This is a genomic window from Pseudomonas sp. A6, from assembly GCF_052367875.1.
GTDB classification, from domain to species: Bacteria; Pseudomonadota; Gammaproteobacteria; order Pseudomonadales; family Pseudomonadaceae; genus Pseudomonas; species Pseudomonas citronellolis.
Genome location: NZ_CP198970.1, coordinates 3,362,162 through 3,384,115 on the forward strand (window position 1 = coordinate 3,362,162; position 21,954 = coordinate 3,384,115).

A 21,954-nucleotide genomic window follows, 5' to 3' on the forward strand; every position below is an offset into this window, starting at 1 on the left:
GCCGAAGTTGGCGCGGCAAACCCTCAGGCCGTACGCCCACCCAGCGTCTCCGCCACCCAGTCCGCTATGTACTGCCCGGCATTGATGCTGTTGTCGAAGCTCGAATGCTGCACCCCGCCTTCGCGTTCGGTGAAGATCTTCAGCTCGCGTTTCGGGCTGTTCACCAGTTGCTCGTAGGTGCGGTGCGCCCATTTCAGCGGGATCTGCGAGTCCTTCTCGCCGTGGGTGACCAGGAAGGGCACGCGGATGCGCTCGAGCACGCCGTCGAGGTGGACGTTCTCGGCGATGCGCATGAACTCGTCCATGTCCCTGGCGCCCCATACCCAGCGCACGTGGGCCCAGTAGTGCGGCACCGGGAAGTCGCCTTCCTTCTCCAGGCGGCGTTTCTGCACGTCGCGCCAGTCGTGGTTGGCGCCCCAGGCCACGCCGCAGGCGAAGCGCGGTTCGAAGGCCACCGCGCGCGGGCAGTAGTAGCCGCCCAGGGACACGCCTTCCAGGCCGATGCGCTTGGCGTCGACGTCCTCGCGGGTTTCCAGCCAGTCGAACACGCGGCTGGCCCAGTGCTCGCTGTCGTAGCGCGCGGTCAGGCCGTGCAGGCGCAGGGCCTCGCCGGTGCCGGGCTGGTCGATGATCAGCGAGGCCACGCCGCGTTTCGCCAGCCAGGCCGGCAGGCCGACGCGGTATTTCATTTCCTTGGTCGAATCCAGGCCGTTGACCTGCACCAGCAGCGGCGCCGGGCCTGCGACGCCCTCGGCGCGCACGTACAGGCCGGCGATGTGCTTGCCCTCGTAGGGGATCTCCACGCGCTCGCAGTTCTCCTTCGCCAGCGCGATGCCGCGGGCGAAGGTCTGCAGGAAGCGCTGGTACAGCGCCTCGCGGCCCGGCGCGCCGTGGGCCTGCAGGCGTTCGCAGGTGAGGTAGTAGGTGGCGGCGCGGTTGTACTTCTCGCCGGCGGAGAGCAGGCGGCCGGCGGCCTCGTCTTCCTCGGCCAGGCCGCAGAGCTTGTCGGCCATCTTCGACCAGGTCTCGCGGAAGGCCTGGGTGCCGGCGGCGTCGGGCTGCTTCGCGGCCTCCTGCAGCGGGGCGCACATTTCCTCGATCTCGCCCAGGCGGGCGCCCATCTCGATGGCCAGGTCCACCGAGAGGTTCCAGACGTAATTGGTGGGGAAGTAGCGGAACATTCTTGTTGTCCTTCTGCGGTCGATGTATCCGGCGCCCGGGAATGGCGGCAGGCACGCAGGGCGCGGTTCGACGGCAAGGTACGCAGGCGGGGCGGCGGCGCGCCAATCGCGAGTGGGGATGCGAGGTATCGCCAAACGCGATGCCCCGGCTCCATGCCGGCGGCCGGGGCGATGGGCGGGCTCAGCCGGCGTGGCGCAGGGCTTCGGGCTGCTGGTCGAGGCTCTGGATGAAGTCGTGGATGCGCTCGCGCAGCCAGCGGTGCATGGGGTCGCCCTCCATGCTGCGGTGCCAGAGCATGTACTCGCGCATCACCGGGATCTTCACCGGCGGCGGCAGGATGCGCAGCGGCAGGTAGCGCGCGTACAGCTCGGCCAGGCGGCGGTGCATGGTGGCCACGCGCTGGGTGCCGACCAGCAGCTGGGGCAGGGTGTTGAAGTCGTTGGTGATCACTTCCAGGCGGCGGTTGAAGCCGTACTGGCTCATGAACCAGTCCTCGATGCTCAGGTGCCGGTTGCGCCCGAAGCCCACCGAGATGTGGCCCATCTGCATGTACTGCTCCAGGGTCAGGCTCTCGCCCACCACGGGGTTGTCGCGCCAGACCACGCAGACGTGGTCCTCCTCGAACAGCAGTTGCGCCGGGTGGCCGTCGATGATGTAGCGCTCGGGCACGATCATCATGTCCACCTCGCCGCGCATCAGCAGCTCGGCGCTGTTGTCGCCGGGGCTGAGCATCTCGAAGGTGATGTGCGGGGCCTGCTGGTGGATCTTCTGGATCACCTGGGCGAAGAGCACGCTGATCAGGTAGTCCGAGGTCACCAGGCGGAAGTGGCGCTTGCTGCTGGCCGGGTCGAACACCGGCTTGGCGGTGATCGAGGAGCGGATGGTCAGCAGCACCTCGCGCACGGGTCCCGCCAGTTCCAGGGCATAGGGCGTTGGCTGCATCTTGCGGCCGACCTGCACCAGCAGCTCGTCCTCGAAGAAGGCGCGCAGGCGGCCGAGCACGCCGCTGGTGGCCGACTGCGTCATGTGCAGGCGTTCGGCGGCGCGGGTGATGTTCTGCTCTTCCAGCAGCACATCCAGCGCCACCAGGAGGTTCAGGTCCAGGTGATGGAATCGCATGGCAGATGGCTCAGGCTTGTTGTAGTTATTTTCGCGATACCTTCCCGCCGCGTTCCCGATACGTCAATAGCGCCTCGTCATGAGTGGGCGGCAAACGCCCACCGCCATGGGCCCGCGCCCAGGTATCGCGATCGGCGATGTCTCGCATCCCCACATGCGATTGGTCAGGGGGCCGCCCCGCCCAGCAACCTGCGCTCCAGTCGAGCGGCCCCCGTGCCGCGGCGACCCACCACCGGCGGCCCCCTGCCCGGCGCCGAATCATAATTTCAATGGAGTGGTAGCCATGAACATCCTTGGCCTCGACGCCCTGGTCTTCGGCGTCGACGATATCCAGGCCTGTGCCGATTGCCTGCGCGACTACGGCCTGTCGGCCGTGCAACTCACCGCCGACGGCGGGCGCTTCGAAGCCCTCGATGGCACCGCCATCGTCATCCGCCGTGGCGACGACGCTAGCCTGCCGCCGGCCCTGGGCCCGACGCCGTCGCTGCGCGAGACCGTCTACGGCGTGGCCAGCGCCGCCGACCTGGAGGCCATCGCCGACGAACTGGGGCGCGACCGCGAGGTGCGCCGCGATGCCGCCGGCGCCTTGCACTGCGTCGACGACCTGGGCTTCGCCATCGCCTTCCAGGTCAGCTGCCGGCGGCCCTTCGAGGCCCCGGCCGACCTGACCAACGCCCCCGGCAGCGCGCCGCAGCGCCCGCTCAACCAGTTGGGCATCACCCCGGACATGCCGGCGCTGCCGCGCACCCTGTCCCACGTCGTCTACTTCGCGCCCGACGTCGCCAAGGGCGAGGCCTTCTACCGCGACCGACTGGGCTTCGTCACCACCGACAGCTTCGTCGGCGTCGGCCCCTTCATGCGTTCGGCGGGCATGGACGACCACCACTGCCTGTTCATGATCCAGACGCCGCCGCACATGCAGGGCTGCGAGCACTTCACCTTCCACCTGGGCAGCGGCAGCGAAGTGCTGCTGGCCGGCCGGCGCTTCGAGCGCAAGGGCTGGACCAGCTTCTGGGGCCCGGGCCGGCACCTGCTGGGCTCCAACTGGTTCTGGTACTTCAACAGCCCGCTGGGCTGCCACATCGAGTACGACGCCGACATGGACAAGCACGACGACGACTGGGCCGCGCGCCAGGCGCCGATGTCGGCGGACACCTCGCAGCTGTTCCTCTTCACCTCGCGGGAGAACTGGGCGCCGAGCGGCCCGCCGCCGAAGCAGGGCTGAGCCGTGGCCTGCGTGGCGCTGTGCCGGCTCGACGAGCTGGCCGAGGGCCAGGCGCGCGGCTTCGACCCGCAGGGCGAGGGCACGGACGCGCTGTTCGCCCTGCGCCACCGCGGCCAGGTGCGCGTGTACCGCAACCGCTGCCCGCACCTGCAGGTGCCCCTGGAGTACCGCAAGGACAGGTTCCTCAGCGCCGATGGCCAGTGGGTCATCTGCTACGCCCACGGCGCGCGCTTCCGCCCGCACGACGGCGAATGCGTGTACGGCCCGTGCCTTGGGCAGTCGCTGGCGGCGCTGGTGCATGAAGAGAAGGACGGCTGGCTGCTATTGCCGCTGGCGCAACTGCGGGGCTGAGGTATCGCGCCGCGCGATAGGTCGCATCCGCGGACTCGATTGGTCAAGGCCCGGCCCCGCCGGGAAGCTGTGCCCCGGGGCACGGAGAACGGCCGCACCGCCAGTCGGTGCGGACAACAAGAACAACACGTGAGAGACGCCATGAACACTGTGAGCAACGTGCTGATCGTCGGCGGCGGCATCGGCGGGCTGTGCGCCGCCATCGCCCTGCGCCGCAAGGGCATCGCCGTCGACCTGGTCGAATTGAAGACCGAGTGGACCGTCTACGGCGTGGGCATCATCCAGCAGAGTAACGTGGTGCGCGAGATGCACCGCCTGGGCCTGCTCGACGCCTACCTGGACGCCGCCTACGCCTTCGAGGACGTAGCCATCTACACCACCGCCGGCCAGCAGCTGGCGCGCATCCCCGGCCAGCGCCTGGCGGGGCCGCAGTACCCGGCCAACGTCGGCATCTCCCGCCGCGCGCTGCACAAGGTGCTCAGCGAAACCGCCATCGAGCTGGGCACCCGCGTGCGCCTGGGCACCTCGGTGGAGAGCTTCGAGCAGGACGCCAGCGGCGTCGACGTGCTGTTCAGCGACGGCAGCCAGGGCCGCTACCAGCTGCTGGTGGGCGCCGACGGGCTGTACTCGCGGGTCCGCGGGCTGCTGTTCGGCGACAGGTACCAGCCACGCTTCACCGGCCAGTCGGTGTGGCGGCACAACTTCAAGCGCGTGGCGAGCATCGACCACCTGGCCAACTACCAGGGCCCCTCGGGCAACGCCGGCCTGGTGCCGCTGGCCGACGATCTCATGTACCTGTTCACCACCTCCCACGAGCCGGGCAACCCCTGGATGGACCCGGCCGGCCTGGCCGAGGGCCTGCGCCGGCGCCTGGCCGGTTTCGGCGGGCTGGTCGGCGAGCTGCGCGAGCAGATAACCGACAGCGCCGAGGTCGTCTACAAGCCGCTGGAGGCGGTGTTCGTCGACGAGCCCTGGCACCGCGGCCGGGTACTGCTGATCGGCGACGCCGCCCACGCCACCACGCCGCACCTGGGGCAGGGCGCCGGCATGGCCATCGAGGACGCGGTGGTCCTGGCCGAGGAACTCACCACCGGCGGCAGCCTGGCCGAGCAGCTGCAGCGCTTCATGGGGCGGCGCTTCGAGCGCTGCCGGTTCATCAGCGAGAAATCCCTGCTGACCGGGGAGCGGGAAATCGCGCGCGACCCGTCCTTCGACCGCATCGGCCTGGTGAAACAGATGCTGGAGGTCACCGCGCAGCCCATCTGACCCCACGGCCCGGCGCGCCCTGCCTTGCCGGCGCGCCGCGGCCCACGCCAACACCAACGCACAAGAACAAGAAAGAGGTGACCTCGATGTCCGCTGACAAGCGTGCAACCGCGCGGCCGCTGCCGCCGCTCAAGCCCCTCACCCTGGCGCTGCTGGCCCTGGCCGCCGGCCAGGCCCAGGCCTTCGAATTCGACACCGGCAACCCCGACCTGCGGGCGCGCTGGGACAACACCCTGAAGTACAGCGCCGCCTGGCGCACCCAGGACGCCAGCAGCAAGCTGAGCGAGGGCCAGACCGCGCTGAACCTCGACGACGGCGACCGCAACTTCGGCAAGGGCCTGATCTCCAACCGCCTGGACCTGCTCTCCGAGCTGGACGTCACCTACGGCGACGTCGGCGCGCGGGTCAGCGGCGCGGCCTGGTACGACGACGTCTACAACCGCGGCACCGACGCCAACGACCCGAGCCGCGCCAACGCCTATTCGGTGGACTACGACGAATTCACCGACGACACCCGCACCCTGCATGGGCGCAAGGGTGAGCTGCTCGATGCCTTCGTCTTCGGCAAGACCGAACTGGCCGGCATGCCGCTGTCCGGGCGCCTGGGCCAGTACGCCATGCAGTGGGGCGAGAGCCTGTTCTACGGCATGAACGGCATCGCCGGCGGCATGGCGCCGATCGACGTGGTCAAGGGCCTGTCGGTGCCCAACACCCAGTTCAAGGAACTGATCCGCCCGGTGCAGCAGGTCTCCGGCCAGCTGCAGCTGACCCCGGACGTGTCCATCGGCGCCTACTACCAGTTCGAGTGGGAGGCCAACCGCCTGCCGGCCGCCGGCAGCTACTTCTCCACCGACGACTTCTTCGGCGACGGCGCCGAGCGCATGTACATCGGCTCGCCGGTGATGCCCGGCGGCCAGCCGCTGGCCTTCTACCACGGCAACGACAAGGAGGCGAAGGACTCGGGGCAGGGAGGTATACAACTGCGCTGGCGCACCGAGACGGTGGACTGGGGCCTGTACGCCATCCGCTTCCATGACAAGTCGCCGCAGCTGAACGTGCGCAGCGACTTCGCCAACCTCAACCCGCTCACCGGCAAGGCCGGCGAGTTCTACTGGGTGTACCCCGAAGGCATCAGCGCCCTGGGCGGCAGCTTCTCCACCACCCTGGGCAACTTCAACGTCGCCGGCGAAGTCTCCACCCGCTGGAACCAGCCGCTGGCCTCCACCAACCAGCACGCCCTGGCCGTCGGCGAGGCCATCAACAACAGCGACGACCCGCTCTACGCCACCGGCCGCACCCTGCACGCCAACTTCTCCTGGCTGGCCAGCCTTGAGCCGAACTTCATCGCCGGCGAGTCGAGCTTCCTCGGCGAGATCGCCTGGAACCGGGTGCTGAGCGTGAGCAAGAACCGCGACGCCATCGACCCCAATGCCGACCGCGACGCCACCAGCCTGCGCCTGGTCTACGAGCCGATGTACCGGCAGATCTACCCGGGCCTGGACCTCTCGGTACCGCTCGGCGCCAGCTACACCAACGGCGCCTCCGAAGCCCTGGGCACCGGCTTCGGCACCGACCACGGCGGCGACATCAACATCGGCCTGAAGGGCAGCTACCTCAACACCTGGAGCCTGGGCCTGACCTACACGCACTACTACGGCCCGCAGAACACCTTCCTCGACGCCGACAACCACTACACCTTCGAACAGTCGCTGAAAGACCGCGACTTCATCGCCTTCACCGTCAGCCGCACCTTCTGACCGAGGACTGCCCGATGAAACACAACAAGAAAGTCGTTTCCCTGCTCACCGCCCTGAGTGCCTCCCTGCTGTTCGCTCACGGCGCCCTGGCCGCCGTCTCCGCCGAAGAGGCGGGCAAGCTCAAGAGCACGCTCACCCCGCTGGGCGGCGAGCGCGCCGGCAACGCCGACGGCAGCATCCCGGCCTGGACCGGCGGCTATACCCAGGCCGACCCGGCCTACAAGGACGGCGGCAAGCGCGGCGACCCCTTCGCCGCCGACAAGCCGCTGTTCACCATCACCGCGCAGAACATGGCGCAGTACGCCGGGCAGCTCACCCCCGGGGTGCAGGCGATGCTGAAGAAGTACCCCGACAGCTACCGCCTGGAGGTCTACCCGACGCACCGCAGCGCCGCCGCGCCGCAGTCGGTGTACGACGCCACCTTCGCCAACGCCACCAGCGGCAAGCTGGTGGACGGCCCGGCCGGGCCCATGCCCGAGGGCGCCGCCGGCGGCATCCCGTTCCCCATCCCGCAGAGCGGCGCCGAGGCCATCTGGAACCACCTGCTGCGCTGGCGCGGGGCGTCCTGGCACGTCAACTTCACCCAGTACCTGACCACTGCCGACGGCAAGCACGTGCTGACCAACGATTCGCGCGCCGACCTGCAGATGCCCTGGTACCTGCCCGGCGGCAGCGCCGAGAGGGGCGTGTTCTGGTCCGTCCGCATGATCAACGACGGCCCGCCGCTGCGCGCCGGCGAGGCCATCACCGGCCTTGAGAACCTCAACGCCGACAAGGCCTCGGTGTGGACCTACCTGCCCGGCCAGCGCCGCGTGCGCCGCCTGCCCAACGCCTGCTGCGACACCCCGACGCCGGCCACCGCCGGGGTCATGAGCTTCGACGAGCTGTACGTGTTCAACGGCCGCATCGACCGCTTCGACTGGAAGCTGGTGGGCAAGCAGGAGATGTACATCCCCTACAACGCCAACAAGGTGTTCAGCGCCGCCGGCCCCGAGGCGCTGCTGGATGCGCACCACCTGAAGTCCGACGCCCTGCGCTGGGAGAAGCACCGCGTCTGGGTGGTGGAAGCGACCCTGAAGAACGGCCAGCGCCATGTGATGCCCAAGAGCACCTACTACCTGGACGAAGACACCTGGGCGGCGGTGCTGGGCGAGCGCTACGACGCCCGCGGCCAGTTGGCCAAGGTGCTCTGGACCTCGCCGGTGGTGCTGCCCGACCTGCCCGGCGTGGTGACCCTCACCAACGGCTTCTACGACCTGCTCTCCGGGGCCTGGTTCGCCGGCGACCTGTTCGCCGGCAAGAACGAGCAGTACCGCATCGTGCCGCCGTACAAGGACTCGGTGTTCACCGCCGATGCCATGGCGGGCGAGGGCGTGCGCTGAGCGTTAGCACCCTGCTCCTGTAGGAGCGCGCCCTGCGCGCGAATCGCGGGCAGGGCCCGCTCCTACGGGAGACCTCGCTGTACCCGGCCTCGACAGGCCCGACTACAAGAAAAACCAAGGTTGCGTGCGATGAACAAAATGCTTTCCGGCCTGCTCCTGGCGGCGGCCTGCTGCACCCTGCCGCCGGCCTTCGCGGCAAGTACCCCGGACGTGCTGGCGCAGCCCGCCGTGCAAGGCTCCCAGGCCCTGCGCGCGGTGCTGCAGGACGTCACCCGCGCCGGCAACCGCCTGGTGGCGGTGGGCGAGCGCGGCGTGGTACTGCTCTCCGACGACAACGGCGCCAACTGGCGCCAAGCGAGCGCGGTGCCGGTAAGCGCCAGCCTGGTCGCGGTGCAATTCGTCGATGCACGCAACGGCTGGGCCGTGGGCCATGCCGGCGTGGTGCTGCACAGCGACGACGGCGGCGAGCACTGGAACCTGCAACTGGACGGCAGGCGCGCCGCCGCCCTGGAACTGCAGGCGGCCCAGGCCTCGGCCGATGCCGGCCGCATCGCCGCGGCCCAACGCCTGGTGGCCGACGGCGCCGACAAACCGCTGCTGGCCCTGCACTTCAGCGACGCCCGCCACGGCCTGGTGCTCGGTGCCTACGGCCTTGCCCTGGCCACCACCGACGGCGGCCGCAGCTGGCAGTCGTGGATGGGCCACCTGCCCAATCCCCAAGGCCTGCACCTGTACGCCGTGGCGGGGCAGGGCAGTGACCTCTACATCGCCGGCGAACAGGGCCTGCTGCTGCGCTCGCGCGACGCCGGCGAACACTTCCAGGCGCTGCAGGGCCCCTACGAGGGCAGTTACTTCGCCGCCGCCGTGCTGCCCGGCGGCCGCCTGCTGGTGGGCGGCCTGCGCGGCAAGCTGTTCGCCTCCGACGACGGCGGCGCCAGCTTCCAGGCCCTGGCCAATCCCATCCCGGCCTCGCTCAACGGCATCCGCGTGGCCGGCGGCCAACTGCTGCTCGCCAACCAGGCCGGCATGCTCCTGCGCAGCGGCCTGGGCGAGTTCGCCGCAAGGCCGCTGCCGGTCTCCGACGGCCTGCCGCTGAGCGCCGCCACCGTCGCCGCCGACGGCGCCCTGGTGGCTGTCGGCATGGCCGGCGCGCGCCGCCTGGCGCCTTCTTCCTCCTCCAGCACAGCGGACTGAGCCATGCACGCCCCGACTTCCCCCGCGCCGTCCAGCGGCCGCCTCGACGACTTCGACAGCGCTTCCGGCTCGCTGCTGGAACGCGCCCTGTTCAACCACCGCGGCCTGGTCCTGCTGCTGTGCCTGGCGGCGACACTGCTGCTGGGCTGGCAGGCCACGCGGCTGACGCTCAACGCCAGCTTCGAGAAGATGATCCCGCGCGAGCACCCGTTCATCCTCAACTACCTGGACCACCGCCAGGAGCTGGCCGGCCTGGGCAACGCCGTGCGCATCGCCGTGGCCAACCCCGTGGGCAGCATCTACGACAAGCACTACCTGCAGGTGCTGCAGCAGCTCAACGACGAGGTGTACCTGCTGCCCGGCGTGGACCGCGCAGCGATGAAATCCCTGTGGACGCCGTCCACCCGCTGGACCGGCGTGACCGAGGACGGCCTGGAAGGCGGCCCGGTGATCCCCGACGGCTACGACGGCGGCGCCGCCAGCCTGGAAGCGCTCAAGCGCAACGTCGAGCGCTCCAACGAGATCGGCCAACTGGTGGCCTTCGACCAGCGTTCGAGCATCCTCTACGTGCCGCTGCTGGAGAAGACCCCCGACGGCCAGGCGCTGGACTACACCACCTTCGCCCATGAGCTGGAGGCCCTGCGCGGCAAGTACCAGGCCCAGGGCGTGGACATCCACATCACCGGTTTCGCCAAGGTGGTGGGCGACCTGATCGACGGCCTGAAGCAGATCCTGCTGTTCTTCGCCGCCGCCATCGCCATCACCGCCGCGGTGCTCTACTGGTACACCCGTTGCGTGCGCAGCACGGCGCTGGTTGTGCTGTGCTCGCTGGTGGCTGTGGTCTGGCAGCTCGGCCTGCTGCCGCTGCTGGGCTACGAACTGGACCCATATTCGGTGCTGGTGCCCTTCCTGGTGTTCGCCATCGGCATGAGCCATGGCGCACAGAAGATGAACGGCATCATGCAGGACATCGGCCGCGGCATGCACCGCCTGGTCGCCGCGCGCTTCACCTTCCGCCGGCTGTTCCTCGCCGGGCTCACCGCGCTGCTGTGCGACGCGGTGGGCTTCGCCGTGCTGATGATCATCCGCATCCAGGTCATCCAGGACCTCGCGATGATCGCCAGCCTGGGCGTGGCGGTGCTGATCTTCACCAACCTGATCCTGCTGCCGGTGCTGCTGTCCTACGTCGGTGTCAGCCCGAAAGCCGCGCGGCGCAGCCTGCGCGCGGAGGAGGCCGAAGCAAGCGGGGCGGACAAGCACGCCGTGTGGCGCTTCCTCGACCTCTTCACCCGCCGCCGCTGGGCCGCCGCGTGCATCGCCGTGGCCGCGCTGCTGGCCGCCGGCGGCTACGCGGTGAGCCTCAACCTGAAGATCGGCGACCTCGACGCCGGCGCCCCGGAACTGCGCGCGGACTCGCGCTACAACCGCGACAACGCCTTCGTCACCCAGCACTACGGCGCCAGCAGCGACGTGTTCGCGGTGATGGTGCAGACCCCGGCCGGCGCCTGCTCGGCCTACGACACCCTCAAGCGCGTCGACGACCTGGACTGGCAACTGCGCGGCTTGGCCGGCGTGGATTCGACCAACTCCCTGGCGCTGCTCAACCGCCGCGTGCTGGTGGGCCTCTCCGAGGGCAGCCCGAAGTGGTACGAGCTGGTGAACAACCAGGCCACCCTGAACATGGTCACCGCCAACGCCCCGCGCGGCCTGTACAACGACGACTGCAGCCTGCTGACGCTGTACGCCTACCTCACCGACCACAAGGCCGACACCCTGGCGCGGGTGGTCGACAGCGTGCAGGCCTTCGCCCGCGACAACGACAGCGAGCAGGCGAAGTTCCTCCTCGCTGCCGGCAGCGCCGGCATCGAGGCAGCCACCAACATCGTGGTCAGGCAGGCCAACCACGACATGCTCTGGTGGGTCTACGGCGCGGTCATCCTGCTCTGCCTGGTGACCTTCCGTTCCTGGCGCGCGGTGCTCTGCGCGGTGCTGCCGCTGGTGCTCACCTCGATCCTCTGCGAGGCGCTGATGGTGGCCCTGGGCATCGGCGTGAAGGTCGCCACCCTGCCGGTGATCGCCCTGGGCGTGGGCATCGGCGTGGACTACGCGCTGTACGTCATGAGCATCGTCCTGGCCCAGCTGCGCCAGGGCGCCAGCCTCTCCAGCGCCTATTACCGGGCGCTGCTGTTCACCGGCAAGGTGGTGATGCTCACCGGCGTGACCCTGGCCATCGGCGTGGGCACCTGGATCTTCTCGCCGATCAAGTTCCAGGCCGACATGGGCGTGCTGCTGGCCTTCATGTTCGTCTGGAACATGGTCGGCGCCCTGGTCCTGCTGCCGGCGCTGGCCTACTTCCTGCTGCCCCGGCGCCAGGCGCAGCCCGCCGTGCCGGCGCACCCCCTGGAGGAAGTCCACCACGACCGCGACTGCTGCGAGCCGAATACCAACCAGAGGACCGCCCGATGCCATGCCTGAATCCATCGAATGCCGGCTTCACATGTAGGAGCGCCCCCTGGGCGCGAATCGCGGGCAGGGCCCGCTCCTACAGGTGCGGCAGGAACACCTGCGTAGGATGGGTTGAGCGAAGCGATACCCATCGCCACGGCCCCATGGGTTTCCGGCGCGGAGGTGCGCAATGACCGCCGCACGCTCCGCCGGAACCGCGCAAGCCCTGCTCCTGCTGTTCGGCAGCTGCCTGCCGGTGCTCGGCGCGGTGCTCATCGCACCGGTACTGCCGCGCATGCAGGCGCATTTCGCCGAAACCCCCGGCGCCGCCGTGCTGGTGCCCGTCGCCCTGACCCTGCCAGCGCTGGTGATCGCCTTCCTGGCGCCGCTGGCCGGGCTGCTCGCCGACCGCATCGGGCGGCGCCCGCTTCTGCTGGCCAGCATGTTGCTGTACAGCCTGTGCGGGGTGCTGCCGCTGTGGCTCGACTCGCTGGGGCTGATCGTCGCCAGCCGCGCCGGCATCGGCCTGGCCGAGGCGGGCATCATGACCTGCTGCACCACCCTGATGGGCGACTACTTCGACGGCCAGCGCCGCGAACGCCTGTTCGCCCTGCAGATGGTCGCCACCTCGTTGTCCGCCGCGCTGTTCATGGGCCTGGGCGGGGCGCTGGGGGAGAGCGGCTGGCGCACGCCCTTCGCGCTCTACGTGGTGGGCCTGCTGTGCCTGCCGCTGATGGCGGCGCTGCTGTGGGAACCGCAGGTGCGCCATGCCGGGCCGCTGCGCGCGGACGCCGAAGGCTTCCCCTGGGCCGCGCTGGCGCCGCTGTACCTGCTGACCCTGCTGGCCGGCGTCAGCCTGTTCATCGTCCCGGTGCAGGCCGGCTACCTGCTGCAACTGCTGCATGTGGACGCCCCGCAGCAGGTGGGCATGACCATGGGCGCCAACCAGCTCGGCGTGCTCGCCGGGGCCCTGGCCTTCCGCCTGCTCGCCACGCTGCCGGCGCGGCGCCTGCTGGCCCTGGGCTTCGCCACCGCCGGCCTGGGCGGCGCGCTCATGGCCCTGGCCGGCAGCCACGCGCTTGTGGTGCTGGCGGTGCTGGTCAATGGCCTGGGCGTGGGCCTGCTGCTGCCGACGCTGATCACCCAGGTGATGCTGCAGGTCGGCTTCCACCAGCGCGGCCGCGCCACCGGCGGCTTCACCGCATCCATCTTCGCCGGCGAATTCCTCAGCCCGCTGCTGGTGCTGGCGATCACTGGCGGCGCCAACCCGCAGCTGCCCCAGGCCTTGCTGGCGGTCGCCATAGGCCAACTGGTCCTGGCCCCGCTGTGCCTGGTGCTGTTGCGCCGTGACCGGCCGGCGCCGGCGGTGGAGGCACTATGAACGAACTCTTTTCCCTGGCCGGCAAGACCGCGCTCATCACCGGCGCCACCCGCGGCATCGGCCTGGCCATCGCCCGCGAAAACGCTGAGGACTGCGCGCGCAGCGTGGCGCAGCTGGCGGAGGAGGGCATCGAGGCCCTCGCGCTGCCCGCCGACCTGCGCGACCCGCAAGCCGTGCAGAGGCTGGCGGAACAGGCCCTGGCGCGCCTCGGCGGCCTCGATGCGCTGGTCTGCAACGCCGGCGTGGCGCCGCACATGGGCCCGCTCGCCACGGCCAGCGACGCCGACTGGGAGCTGACCCTCACCGTCAACCTGCGCAGTGCCCTCTGGCTGACCAATGCGCTGCTGCCGGCCATGGCCGCGCGCGGCGGCGGCAGCGTGGTGCTGATGGCCAGCATCGCCGGCGTGCGCGGCAACAAGGGCCTGGGCCTCTACGGCCTGTCCAAGGCCGGCCTGGCCCAGCTGGCGCGCAACCTGGCGGTGGAATGGGGCCCGGCGAACATCCGCGTCAACGCCATCAGCCCCGGGGTGATCCAGACCGCGTTCGCCCGTCCGCTCACCGACAACCCCGAAGTCCTGCGGCGCCGCCTGGCGCTCACCCCGTTGCGCCGCGTCGGCCGCCCCGAGGAGGTGGCCGCCCTGGCGCTGCTGCTCGCCGCGCCCGGCGGCGCCTTCATCAGCGGCCAGAACCTCATCGTCGACGGTGGCACCACCATCGGCGACGGCAATTGAAAGGAGATGCCATGCAACAGCTTCCCGAATTCAAGCGCATAGTCACCGGGCACGACGCCCGGGGCCAGGCGGTGGTCGCCAGCTGCGGCCCGACGCCCAACGTCTTCCCGCTCAAGGCGGTGCCCGGCACCGTGTTCTACGAGGTGTGGAACAGCGCCGCCAGCCCGGCGCCGCTGGACAATGGCGACGACCCCACCGCCCAGCCGCTGCAACTGAGCCCCGGCCTGCTGGGCAGCGTGATCCGCGTGGTGGACATCCCGCCGGACAGCCTGCAGAACCAGGTCAGCGCCGCGGACGCGGCCGCCGCCTTCGCCGAGATCGGCCAGGCCCATGCCGGCACCGGCAAGGCCGAGTCGAAGCACAAGCTGATGCACCGCACCGAAACCCTGGACTACGGCATCGTCACCGAAGGCGAGGTGTGGCTGGTGCTGGACGAGGGCGAGGTGCACCTCAAGCGCGGCGACATCGTGGTGCAGCGCGGCACCAACCATGCCTGGAGCAACCGCACCGAGCAGATGGCGCGGATGGTCTTCATCCTCCTCGACGGCCGCTACGCCGAGGCGCTGAAGGAGCTGCTGCCATGAAGCTCGCCAGCCTCGACGATGGCAGCCGCGACGGCCGCCTGCTGGTGGTCTCCCGCGACCTGCAGCGGGCGGTGGAGGCCGCCGCCATCGCCGCCACCCTGCAGGCGGCGCTGGACGACTGGCCCGCCGTCGAACCCGCCCTGCAGCGCCTCTACCAGCGCCTGAACGCCGACGAGGCGGATGGCGCCTTCACCCTCGACCCGGCGCAGCTGGCCGCGCCGCTGCCGCGCGCCTGGCAGTGGCTGGACGGCTCCTGCTTCCTCAGTCATGGCGAACTGATGCAGAAGGCCTTCGACCTGGAGCCCATCGACGGCATCGACAGCATTCCGCTGATCTACCAGGGCGCTGGCGACGACTTCCTCGGCCCGCGGGCGGACATCCCGCTGCCCAGCGAGGCCCACGGCATCGACTTCGAAGGCGAGTTCGCCGTGCTGGTGGACGCGGTGCCCATGGGCTGCCCGGCCGAGTCCGCCCTGGCCCACGTGCGCCTGGTGCTGCAGCTCAACGACGTCAGCCTGCGCGCCCTGGCGCCGCGGGAGATGAAGACCGGCTTCGGCTTCCTCCAGGCCAAGCCCGCCAGCAGCTTCGCCCCGGTGGCGGTGACCCCGGACGAGCTGGGCGCGGCCTGGCGCGACGGCCGCGTGCACTTGCCGCTGCACGTCGAGTGGAACGGCGAATGGTTCGGCCACCCCTACGGCGGCGCCATGCACTTCGGTTTCCACCAGTTGATCGCCCATGCGGCCCTGACGCGCAGGCTGAGTGCCGGCACCCTGATCGGCTCGGGCACCGTGTCCAACGCCGACCGCGCGGTGGGCTCGGCCTGCATCGCCGAGCGCCGCGCCATCGAGACCCTCGCCCAGGGCGCGCCGCGCACCGGCTTCATGCGCTTCGGCGACCGCGTGCGCATGGAAGCCCGCGGCGCGGACGGCGAAGCGCTGTTCGGCGCCATCGACCAGCGCGTGGTGCAAGGGGGCTGGCCATGCGCGTGATGATCAGCGGGGCCAATGGTTTCGTCGGCCGCGAACTGGTCCGCCGCCTGCTGGAACGCGGCGAGCTGCGCGGGCGGCGGATGGACGCGCTGCTGCTGCTCGACCAGCAACTGGACGGCCTGCCGGACGACCGCCGCCTGCGCCGCCACTTCGGCAGCGTCACCGACCCGGCGCTGCTGCGCCGGGTGCTGGCCGACGGCATCGACGTGGTGTTCCACCTGGTCAGCGTGCCCGGTGGCGCTGCCGAGGCGCAGTACGAACTGGGCTACGAGGTCAACCTGCAGGCCAGCCTGGAACTGCTGCAGCAACTGCGCCACCGCGAACGCCCGCCGGTGTTGGTGTACGCCAGCAGCGTGGCGGTGTACGGCGGCGAGTTGCCGGCGCGCATGGACGAGGCGCAGCCGGCGCACCCGCAACTGTCCTACGCCGCGCACAAGCTGATGGTGGAAACCGCCCTGGAGGACCTGGCCCGCCGCGGCGAAGTGGACGGCCGCGCCCTGCGCCTGCCCGGCATCGTCGCCCGGCCGCGGCAGCCCAACGGCCTGCGCTCGGCCTTCATGAGCGACCTGTTGCACGCCTACGCCGCCGGCGACACCTACACCTGCCCGGTGTCGCCCCAGGCCACGGCCTGGTGGATGTCGGCGCGCTGCTGCGTGGACAACCTGCTGCACGCCGCCGAGCTGGAAAACCCCGGCGCGCGGCGCGTGTGGCAACTGCCGGTGCTGCAACTGTCCATCGCCCAGGTACTCGACGCTCTGGCCGCCGGCTTCGGCGAGGCCAACCGCGCGCGCATCGCCTTCGAACCCGACGCGCAGCTGGAAGCGCTGTTCGGCCGCTTCCCGCCGCTGCGTACGCCGCAGGCCCGCGCCCTGGGCTTCCGCCACGACGGCTCGGCCGCCGCGCTGCTGCGCAACGCCCTCGACCTTGCGCCGCGCCGCAGCCGCGCGGCCGCCCGCAAAGGAGTTTCCGCATGAACCTGAGCAAACGCCGCCTGCTCGACCTCTCGGTGAGCCTGGACAACAACCCCTATACCGACCCGCCGCCGTTGCTGCCGAAGATCGACTACATGGACCACCAGCAGGGCTGGCCGGAAATGGCCGCGATGTTCCCCGGCCTGCGCAAGGAGGACCTGCCGGGCAACGAGGCCTGGGCCGCCGAGCGCCTGCAGATCACCACCCACAGCGGCACCCACATGGACGCGCCCTGGCACTATGCCTCCACCACCGACGGCGGCAAGCCGGCCTTCGGCATCGACGAGCTGCCGCTGGAGTGGTGCCTGCAACCGGGGGTGAAGCTGGACTTCCGCCACTTGCCCGACGGCCACGTGGTGACGGCGGCCGAGGTGGAGGCGGAACTGGCGCGCATCGGCCACGCGCTGCAGCCGCTGGACATCGTGCTGGTGAACACCCGTGCCGGCAGCCTGTTCGGCCAGCCGGGCTACCTGGAAGCCGGCGTCGGCATGGGCCGCGAGGCCACGCTCTACCTGCTGCAGCGCGGCGTGCGGGTGGTGGGCACCGACGCCTGGAGCTGGGACGCGCCCTTCAAGTACACCCGCGAACGCTTCGCCGAAAGCGGTGACGCCTCGCTCATCTGGGAAGGCCACAAGGCCGGCCGCGACATCGGCTACGGGCAGATGGAGAAGCTGGCCAACCTCGACCAGCTGCCGGCCGACGGCTTCCTGGTCAGCTGCTTCCCCTACAAGATCCGCCACGCCTCGGCGGGGTTCGTCCGCGCCGTGGCGATCTTCGAAGGCTGAGGCGGCGCCGCTCAGCGGATGCCCAGCAGGCGGTCCAGCGACAGCCGGCCGCCGCCGCGGGCGACCAGCAGCAGGAGCAGGCCGGCCCAGGACAGGTGGGTGGGCCAGGCGTCGGGGTAGACGAACACCTCGATCACCGTGGTCATGCCCAGCAGGGCCAGGGCCGAGAGGCGGGTGCCCAGGCCCAGCACCAGCAGCAGCGGGAACAGGTGCTCGGCGTAGGTGGCCAGGTGCGCGGCGATGTGCGGCGGGACCAGCGGCAGCGCGTACTCGCTCTGGAACAGCTCGTAGGTGCTCGGGGTGATGGTCAGCAGGCCTTCCACCTTGGTACGCCCGGAGAGGAAGAAGATCGAGGCGATGCCCAGGCGCGCCACCAGGCACAGGAAGGACTCGCCGAGCAGGCGCTGCAGGGCGTCGGCCAGGCGGTTCCAGCGCTGGCGCAGGCCGGGGTTGGTCGATGGGGCGTGGGTGATGTCCATGGCGGGTTCCTCAGTGGGGCAGGATGAGCGGGGCGAAGGCCGCGGCGGCCAGCAGGCGGCCGAGCAGGGCGGTGAAGTCCAGGTCGGGCTGGGCCTGCAGCGCCAGGGCGGAGGCCCGGTCGAGGTCGTGCCCGGCGGCGCAGGCGTCGAGGAAGGCGCAGGCGCCGAGGTCCAGCGGCTGCCAGGCGACGCCCGCGGCGCTGCCCACCAGCAGGGCGCCTTCGCCGTGCCAGGGGATGTCCTCCGGCAAGGGCAGCGCCTCGCGGTTGTAGCGCCACAGGCTGTAGATCGGCTGGCCGGCGAACCAGCGCCAGCGCACATTGCTCCGCGGGCGCAGGCGGCAGCGGGCGAGGTCGGTGGCGGTCATGCCGGCCAGTTCGGCCAGGGCCAGGGCGGGCTCCTGCTCGGCGGCGAAGGCCTCCAGCCAGAGGCGGTCCAGGCGCGCCACGTCGGCCAGGTAGGGCAGCTGGCGGGCGGGTTCGAACGCATCGAGGAAGTCGGCGAAGCCTTCGCCGTAGAAGACCAGCCGCGCGTCGTTCGGCGGCGTCCCGCGGGCATACAGCGCCGCGACGGCGGCCAGCCACTCGCGGCCGACCAGGCGCTCGACGGCGGGGAAGTTGTCGCACAGGGCGTCGACGCAGCCCTTGAGCACGGTGTTGCGGTAGACGCTGAAGCCCGGTTGCGCGACCAACGCTGCCAGCTCGCCCGCCGGGTGCTGGTAGAGGGCGTCGACGAAGGCGTCCTGGAAGGCGCCGAGGGACCTGTTCATGCCGGCACCTGCGCCAGGTTGAGGATGGCCTGGGCGACATCGCGCTCGCCCAGCAATTCGCCGAATGCGGGGATGTGGTCGTCGCGCTCGATCAAGGTCGGGCGCGGGCCGATGCGCTGGATCAGGCGTTGGTAAAGGGCCCAGACCGGTTCGGCGATGGCGGCGTCGTGGGAGTCGATCAGCAGTTCGCCGCCTTCGTCGTGGCTGTGCCCGGCGAGGTGGATTTCGAGGATCGCCGCGGCGGGAAAACGGTCGAGGTAGTGCGCTGCGTCGAAGCCGAGGTTGTGGGCGCTGACATGCACGTTGTTGACGTCCAGCAGCAGGCCGCAGCCGGTGCGCAGCGCCAGTTCGGTGAGGAAGTCGATCTCGTCCCAGTCGTGGCCGTCGAGGCGCAGGTAGTGGCTGGGGTTCTCGATGGCGATGCGCCGGCCCAGGGCGTCCTGGGTGCGCTGGATGTTCTCGGCGATGCGCGCGAGGGCGGCGTGGCTGCGCGGGAAGGGCAGCAGGTCCGGCAGGTACTGGCCGCGCCAGGTCGACCAGGCCAGGTGTTCGGAGATCAGCACCGGCTGCACGCGCTCGGCGAGCGCGCGCAGACGTTGCAGGTGCGCCGCGTCGGGTAGTGCGTCCGCCGCCAGGGACAGCGAGACCCCGTGCAGCGACAGCGGATGGCGTTCGCCGATCCGCTCCAGCCAGGCGCAGCGCGGGCCGCCGACCATGTAGTTCTCCGGGTGGACCTCGAACCACAGGCCCTCGGCGTCGCATTCCAGGGCCTGGGCGTAATGCTCGGCCTTCAGGCCCAGGCCGGCGCCCGGTTCATGCGTGGCGTTCATGGTCGGCGGCCTCCGCTCAGGCCTTGATCGGCGTCAGCGAGCCCATGCCGTGGGGCGTCTTGATCGAGGTGCAGGTGCCGGCCGGGACGTTCTTCCAGTGCATGCCGTCGTAGTCCTTCTTGGCGCTGCCGGCGCAGGTGGTGCCGGCGCCGGCCTTGCAGTCGTTCTTGCCGGCCAGGGCCACGCCATAGCATTTCTCCATGGCGGCGCCTGCGCCGGCCTGGGTGTTCATGTCGTCAGCCATGGCGGCGCCGGCGAGGGAGGCGAGGGCCAGGGCGGCGGTAGCGAGGGCGATGCTTTTCATGGTGCGGTCTCCGAAAGATTGGGATGGCCGGCGGAGGCTTACCGTCGGCTAATGAACCAGTTCGTCGCCTGCCGCCATCCGGTTACAGGCGCGCGAAAATTTTTTTGAGATTTCCCCGGCGTGGCCCTAACGTATTGAACGGCGGCCTGTTTTTTCATGCCGCCGGGGTGTGCATGCTGGCTGGTGCGCGCCGTGCAGAAAAATTTCATCCGCGGTGTAACCAGGGCGAGCGATGCAACGAACTACCAGCCAGGCGCAGTTGAACGCACGCGAGGCGCAGCTCCAGGCCTTGCTGTTGCGCGGCCTGGCCGGCGATGCCGCGGCCTACCGCGACTTTCTCGGCGCCCTTGGCGTACACCTGCGGGCCTTCCTGCGCCGCCGCCTGGCGCAGCGCCCGGCGGAAGTCGAGGACCTGTTGCAGGAGGTGCTGCTGGCCGTGCACAACGCCCGCCACACCTACCGCGCCGAGCAGCCGCTGACCGCCTGGGTGCAGGCCATCGCGCGCTACAAGCTGGCCGACCACTTCCGCGCCTACGCCCGTCGCGAGGCGCTGCAGCAGCCACTGGAAGAGGATGATCACGAACTCTTCGCCAGCGAGGACGGCGAACCGGCGCAGGCCAGCCGCGACCTCGGCCGCCTGTTGCAGCAACTGCCCGAGCGGCAGCGCCTGCCGATCGTCCATGTGAAGCTGGAAGGGTTGTCGGTGGAAGAAACGGCGCGGCTCACCGGGCTGTCCAGCTCGGCGGTGAAAGTAGGCATCCACCGCGGGCTCAAGGCCCTGGCGGGCATGATTCGAGGTAAGCGCAACGATGAAGACCGATGAGCTGATCGACCTGCTGGCCGCCGGCGAAACGGCGGTGGACCGGCACGCCCTGGCCCGGCGCTTCGCCCTGGCCCTGCTGGGCGGCGGCCTGGGCGCGCTGCTGCTGGTGGCGGCGCTCTACGGCGTGCGCGCCGACCTCGCCGAGGTGGCGCGCACGCCGCTGTTCTGGGCCAAGGTCGCGCTGCCGGGCAGCCTGGCGCCGCTGGCGCTGTGGCTGTGCAGCCGCCTGGCGCGCCCGGGCGTGCGCGGCGGCGCGGCCTGGGCCGCGCTGTGCGTGCCGGTGCTGCTGGTATGGCTGGGCGGCGCCCTGGCGCTGGCCGGCGCGCCGCTGGAGGCGCGCGCCGACCTGATCTTCGGCCGCACCTGGCGCACCTGCCCGCTGAACATCGCGCTGCTCTCGCTGCCGGCCTTCATCGGCGTGTTCTGGGCCCTGCGCGGCCTGGCGCCGACACGCCCGCGCCAGGCCGGCGCCGCCGGCGGCCTGCTGGCCGGCGCCACAGCGACCCTGGCCTACTGCCTGCATTGCCCGGAAATGGGTGTGCCCTTCTGGGGCATCTGGTATCTGCTGGGGATGCTGCTGCCGACGCTGCTGGGGGCGTTGCTGGGGCCGCGGCTGTTGCGCTGGTGAGGGTGGGGCGCCCGAGGAAGGGCAAGCGGTGTCTGGGTTCGGCAAGAGTGTTCAATCCTGGCCGCCGTTCCCTCACCCCAGCCCTCTCCCAGAGGGAGAGGGGGCCGTCCGGAGCGGGCGGAAAGTTCGGAGTCATCCTGTGAGCGCGTAGGGCGTATAACCGTTCGCGGTTATACGCCGTTGGCCGAAGCTCCGATGCCTGATGATTCCGGACCCGTAGGAGCGGACTCTGTCCGCGATTGGTTTGGCTAGACGGATGTGGGGTCAGGGAGCTTCGTGAATGCACTTCACGCCGAATGGTCCCCTCTCCCGCTTGCGGGGGAGGGGTAGGGAGGGGGGAGCGGGGTCAGGGTTGGCAGAGGTGTGGGGTGGAGTCCGTAACCCTCTCCCCAGCCCTCTCCCTGAAGGGAGAGGGGGCTGTTCGGAGTGGCCGGAGAATTCGGAGTCATCCTGATACGCCTAATTCCACCTCGTCATTCCCGCGAACGCGGGAATCCAGTGACTGGCGGGTTCGCGAGCAAGCTCGCTCCTACGAAGAGCAAAAGCAAAAGCGCGTTTGCTCTTGGATTTCCAGAGAAACCTCCGCGCACTCCGAAACGCCCCTTCAGAAGGCCGAGCGAAACCGGCGCTCAGGAGGTCATGCGACATGGATGTCGCGAGAGCCCCGCGGGCTACAGGGACGTACCCTCGGGGCGGGCCTCCGTGGCGGGGGAGTTCGCGAGGGTAGCCCGGCTTTATCGGGCCCGTATGTTGGGGCAA

Annotated in this window: 21 protein-coding genes; 15 read left to right on the top strand and 6 right to left on the bottom strand. The window is 70.3% G+C overall.

Going from position 1 to position 21,954, the window contains the following annotated elements; genetic code table 11:
* Positions 1-23 precede the first annotated feature (23 nt).
* A complete protein-coding gene (locus tag ACTWJ5_RS15140) occupies positions 24-1,181 on the bottom strand; it encodes an alpha/beta hydrolase family protein (protein WP_444439306.1) in 1,158 nt (385 codons plus the stop codon).
* 181 nt (positions 1,182-1,362) lie between these two features.
* Positions 1,363-2,301, bottom strand: coding sequence for a LysR family transcriptional regulator (locus ACTWJ5_RS15145; RefSeq protein ID WP_074982530.1), 939 nt, complete (start codon positions 2,299-2,301; stop codon positions 1,363-1,365).
* A 283-nt stretch (positions 2,302-2,584) separates the two neighbouring features.
* On the opposite strand from ACTWJ5_RS15145, the gene ACTWJ5_RS15150 reads away from it, so the two are divergent.
* From ACTWJ5_RS15150 to ACTWJ5_RS15210, 13 genes are all read left to right on the top strand, one after another.
* A complete protein-coding gene (locus tag ACTWJ5_RS15150) occupies positions 2,585-3,526 on the top strand; it encodes a VOC family protein (RefSeq protein WP_074982529.1) in 942 nt (313 codons plus the stop codon).
* 3 nt (positions 3,527-3,529) lie between these two features.
* On the top strand, positions 3,530-3,877 hold the full coding sequence (locus ACTWJ5_RS15155) for a Rieske (2Fe-2S) protein (RefSeq protein WP_074982528.1): 348 nt from the start codon (positions 3,530-3,532) through the stop codon (positions 3,875-3,877).
* Positions 3,878-4,018: 141 nt separating this feature from the next.
* On the top strand, positions 4,019-5,143 hold the full coding sequence (locus ACTWJ5_RS15160) for an FAD-dependent oxidoreductase (RefSeq protein WP_444439309.1): 1,125 nt from the start codon (positions 4,019-4,021) through the stop codon (positions 5,141-5,143).
* Between the two features lie 86 nt (positions 5,144-5,229).
* Positions 5,230-6,900, top strand: a complete 1,671-nt coding sequence (locus ACTWJ5_RS15165) for a DUF1302 domain-containing protein (protein ID WP_444439310.1) — start codon at positions 5,230-5,232, stop codon at positions 6,898-6,900.
* 14 nt (positions 6,901-6,914) lie between these two features.
* Positions 6,915-8,282, top strand: coding sequence for a DUF1329 domain-containing protein (locus tag ACTWJ5_RS15170; RefSeq protein WP_444439312.1), 1,368 nt, complete (start codon positions 6,915-6,917; stop codon positions 8,280-8,282).
* Positions 8,283-8,411: 129 nt separating this feature from the next.
* Positions 8,412-9,476, top strand: a complete 1,065-nt coding sequence (locus ACTWJ5_RS15175; RefSeq protein WP_444439314.1) for a WD40/YVTN/BNR-like repeat-containing protein — start codon at positions 8,412-8,414, stop codon at positions 9,474-9,476.
* A 3-nt stretch (positions 9,477-9,479) separates the two neighbouring features.
* Positions 9,480-11,951: an efflux RND transporter permease subunit gene (locus ACTWJ5_RS15180; RefSeq protein ID WP_444439316.1), complete on the top strand. Its 2,472-nt coding sequence runs from the start codon at positions 9,480-9,482 to the stop codon at positions 11,949-11,951.
* 160 nt (positions 11,952-12,111) lie between these two features.
* Complete coding sequence (locus tag ACTWJ5_RS15185) at positions 12,112-13,302, top strand: MFS transporter (RefSeq protein WP_444439318.1); 1,191 nt, start codon at positions 12,112-12,114, stop codon at positions 13,300-13,302.
* Positions 13,299-14,033 (top strand): SDR family NAD(P)-dependent oxidoreductase, encoded by a 735-nt coding sequence (locus ACTWJ5_RS15190; RefSeq protein WP_444439320.1) that lies wholly within the window; start codon positions 13,299-13,301, stop codon positions 14,031-14,033. Before ACTWJ5_RS15185 ends, ACTWJ5_RS15190 begins: the two co-directional genes overlap by 4 nt.
* Before the next feature lie 11 nt (positions 14,034-14,044).
* Positions 14,045-14,617 carry a cupin domain-containing protein gene (locus ACTWJ5_RS15195; RefSeq protein ID WP_444439322.1) on the top strand — a complete coding sequence of 191 codons (573 nt, stop codon included), beginning with the start codon at positions 14,045-14,047 and terminating at the stop codon, positions 14,615-14,617.
* Complete coding sequence (locus ACTWJ5_RS15200; RefSeq protein WP_444439324.1) at positions 14,614-15,606, top strand: fumarylacetoacetate hydrolase family protein; 993 nt, start codon at positions 14,614-14,616, stop codon at positions 15,604-15,606. The genes ACTWJ5_RS15195 and ACTWJ5_RS15200 overlap by 4 nt, the downstream gene beginning before the upstream one ends.
* Positions 15,597-16,580: an NAD-dependent epimerase/dehydratase family protein gene (locus ACTWJ5_RS15205; RefSeq protein WP_444439325.1), complete on the top strand. Its 984-nt coding sequence runs from the start codon at positions 15,597-15,599 to the stop codon at positions 16,578-16,580. Before ACTWJ5_RS15200 ends, ACTWJ5_RS15205 begins: the two co-directional genes overlap by 10 nt.
* Entirely contained in the window at positions 16,577-17,362 is a 786-nt protein-coding gene (locus tag ACTWJ5_RS15210) for a cyclase family protein (RefSeq protein WP_444439326.1), read from the top strand. Before ACTWJ5_RS15205 ends, ACTWJ5_RS15210 begins: the two co-directional genes overlap by 4 nt.
* Before the next feature lie 11 nt (positions 17,363-17,373).
* Here ACTWJ5_RS15210 and ACTWJ5_RS15215 read toward each other — a convergent pair whose 3' ends face one another.
* The 4 genes from ACTWJ5_RS15215 to ACTWJ5_RS15230 are packed head-to-tail and all read right to left on the bottom strand — an operon-like array spanning position 17,374 to position 19,744.
* Positions 17,374-17,841: a DoxX family protein gene (locus ACTWJ5_RS15215; RefSeq protein WP_074982508.1), complete on the bottom strand. Its 468-nt coding sequence runs from the start codon at positions 17,839-17,841 to the stop codon at positions 17,374-17,376.
* Between the two features lie 10 nt (positions 17,842-17,851).
* Entirely contained in the window at positions 17,852-18,610 is a 759-nt protein-coding gene (locus ACTWJ5_RS15220; protein ID WP_444439327.1) for an HvfC/BufC family peptide modification chaperone, read from the bottom strand.
* A complete protein-coding gene (gene bufB, locus ACTWJ5_RS15225) occupies positions 18,607-19,440 on the bottom strand; it encodes an MNIO family bufferin maturase (RefSeq protein WP_444439328.1) in 834 nt (277 codons plus the stop codon). Before bufB ends, ACTWJ5_RS15220 begins: the two co-directional genes overlap by 4 nt.
* A 16-nt stretch (positions 19,441-19,456) precedes the next feature.
* Complete coding sequence (locus ACTWJ5_RS15230; protein WP_444439330.1) at positions 19,457-19,744, bottom strand: BufA1 family periplasmic bufferin-type metallophore; 288 nt, start codon at positions 19,742-19,744, stop codon at positions 19,457-19,459.
* Between the two features lie 232 nt (positions 19,745-19,976).
* Between ACTWJ5_RS15230 and ACTWJ5_RS15235 the strand changes: the two genes are divergently transcribed.
* Together ACTWJ5_RS15235 and ACTWJ5_RS15240 are read left to right on the top strand one after the other, a co-directional pair.
* A complete protein-coding gene (locus tag ACTWJ5_RS15235; RefSeq protein ID WP_116426101.1) occupies positions 19,977-20,567 on the top strand; it encodes a sigma-70 family RNA polymerase sigma factor in 591 nt (196 codons plus the stop codon).
* Positions 20,554-21,195 (top strand): DUF1109 domain-containing protein, encoded by a 642-nt coding sequence (locus ACTWJ5_RS15240; RefSeq protein ID WP_253392789.1) that lies wholly within the window; start codon positions 20,554-20,556, stop codon positions 21,193-21,195. Before ACTWJ5_RS15235 ends, ACTWJ5_RS15240 begins: the two co-directional genes overlap by 14 nt.
* The last annotated feature ends 759 nt before the right edge of the window (positions 21,196-21,954 follow it).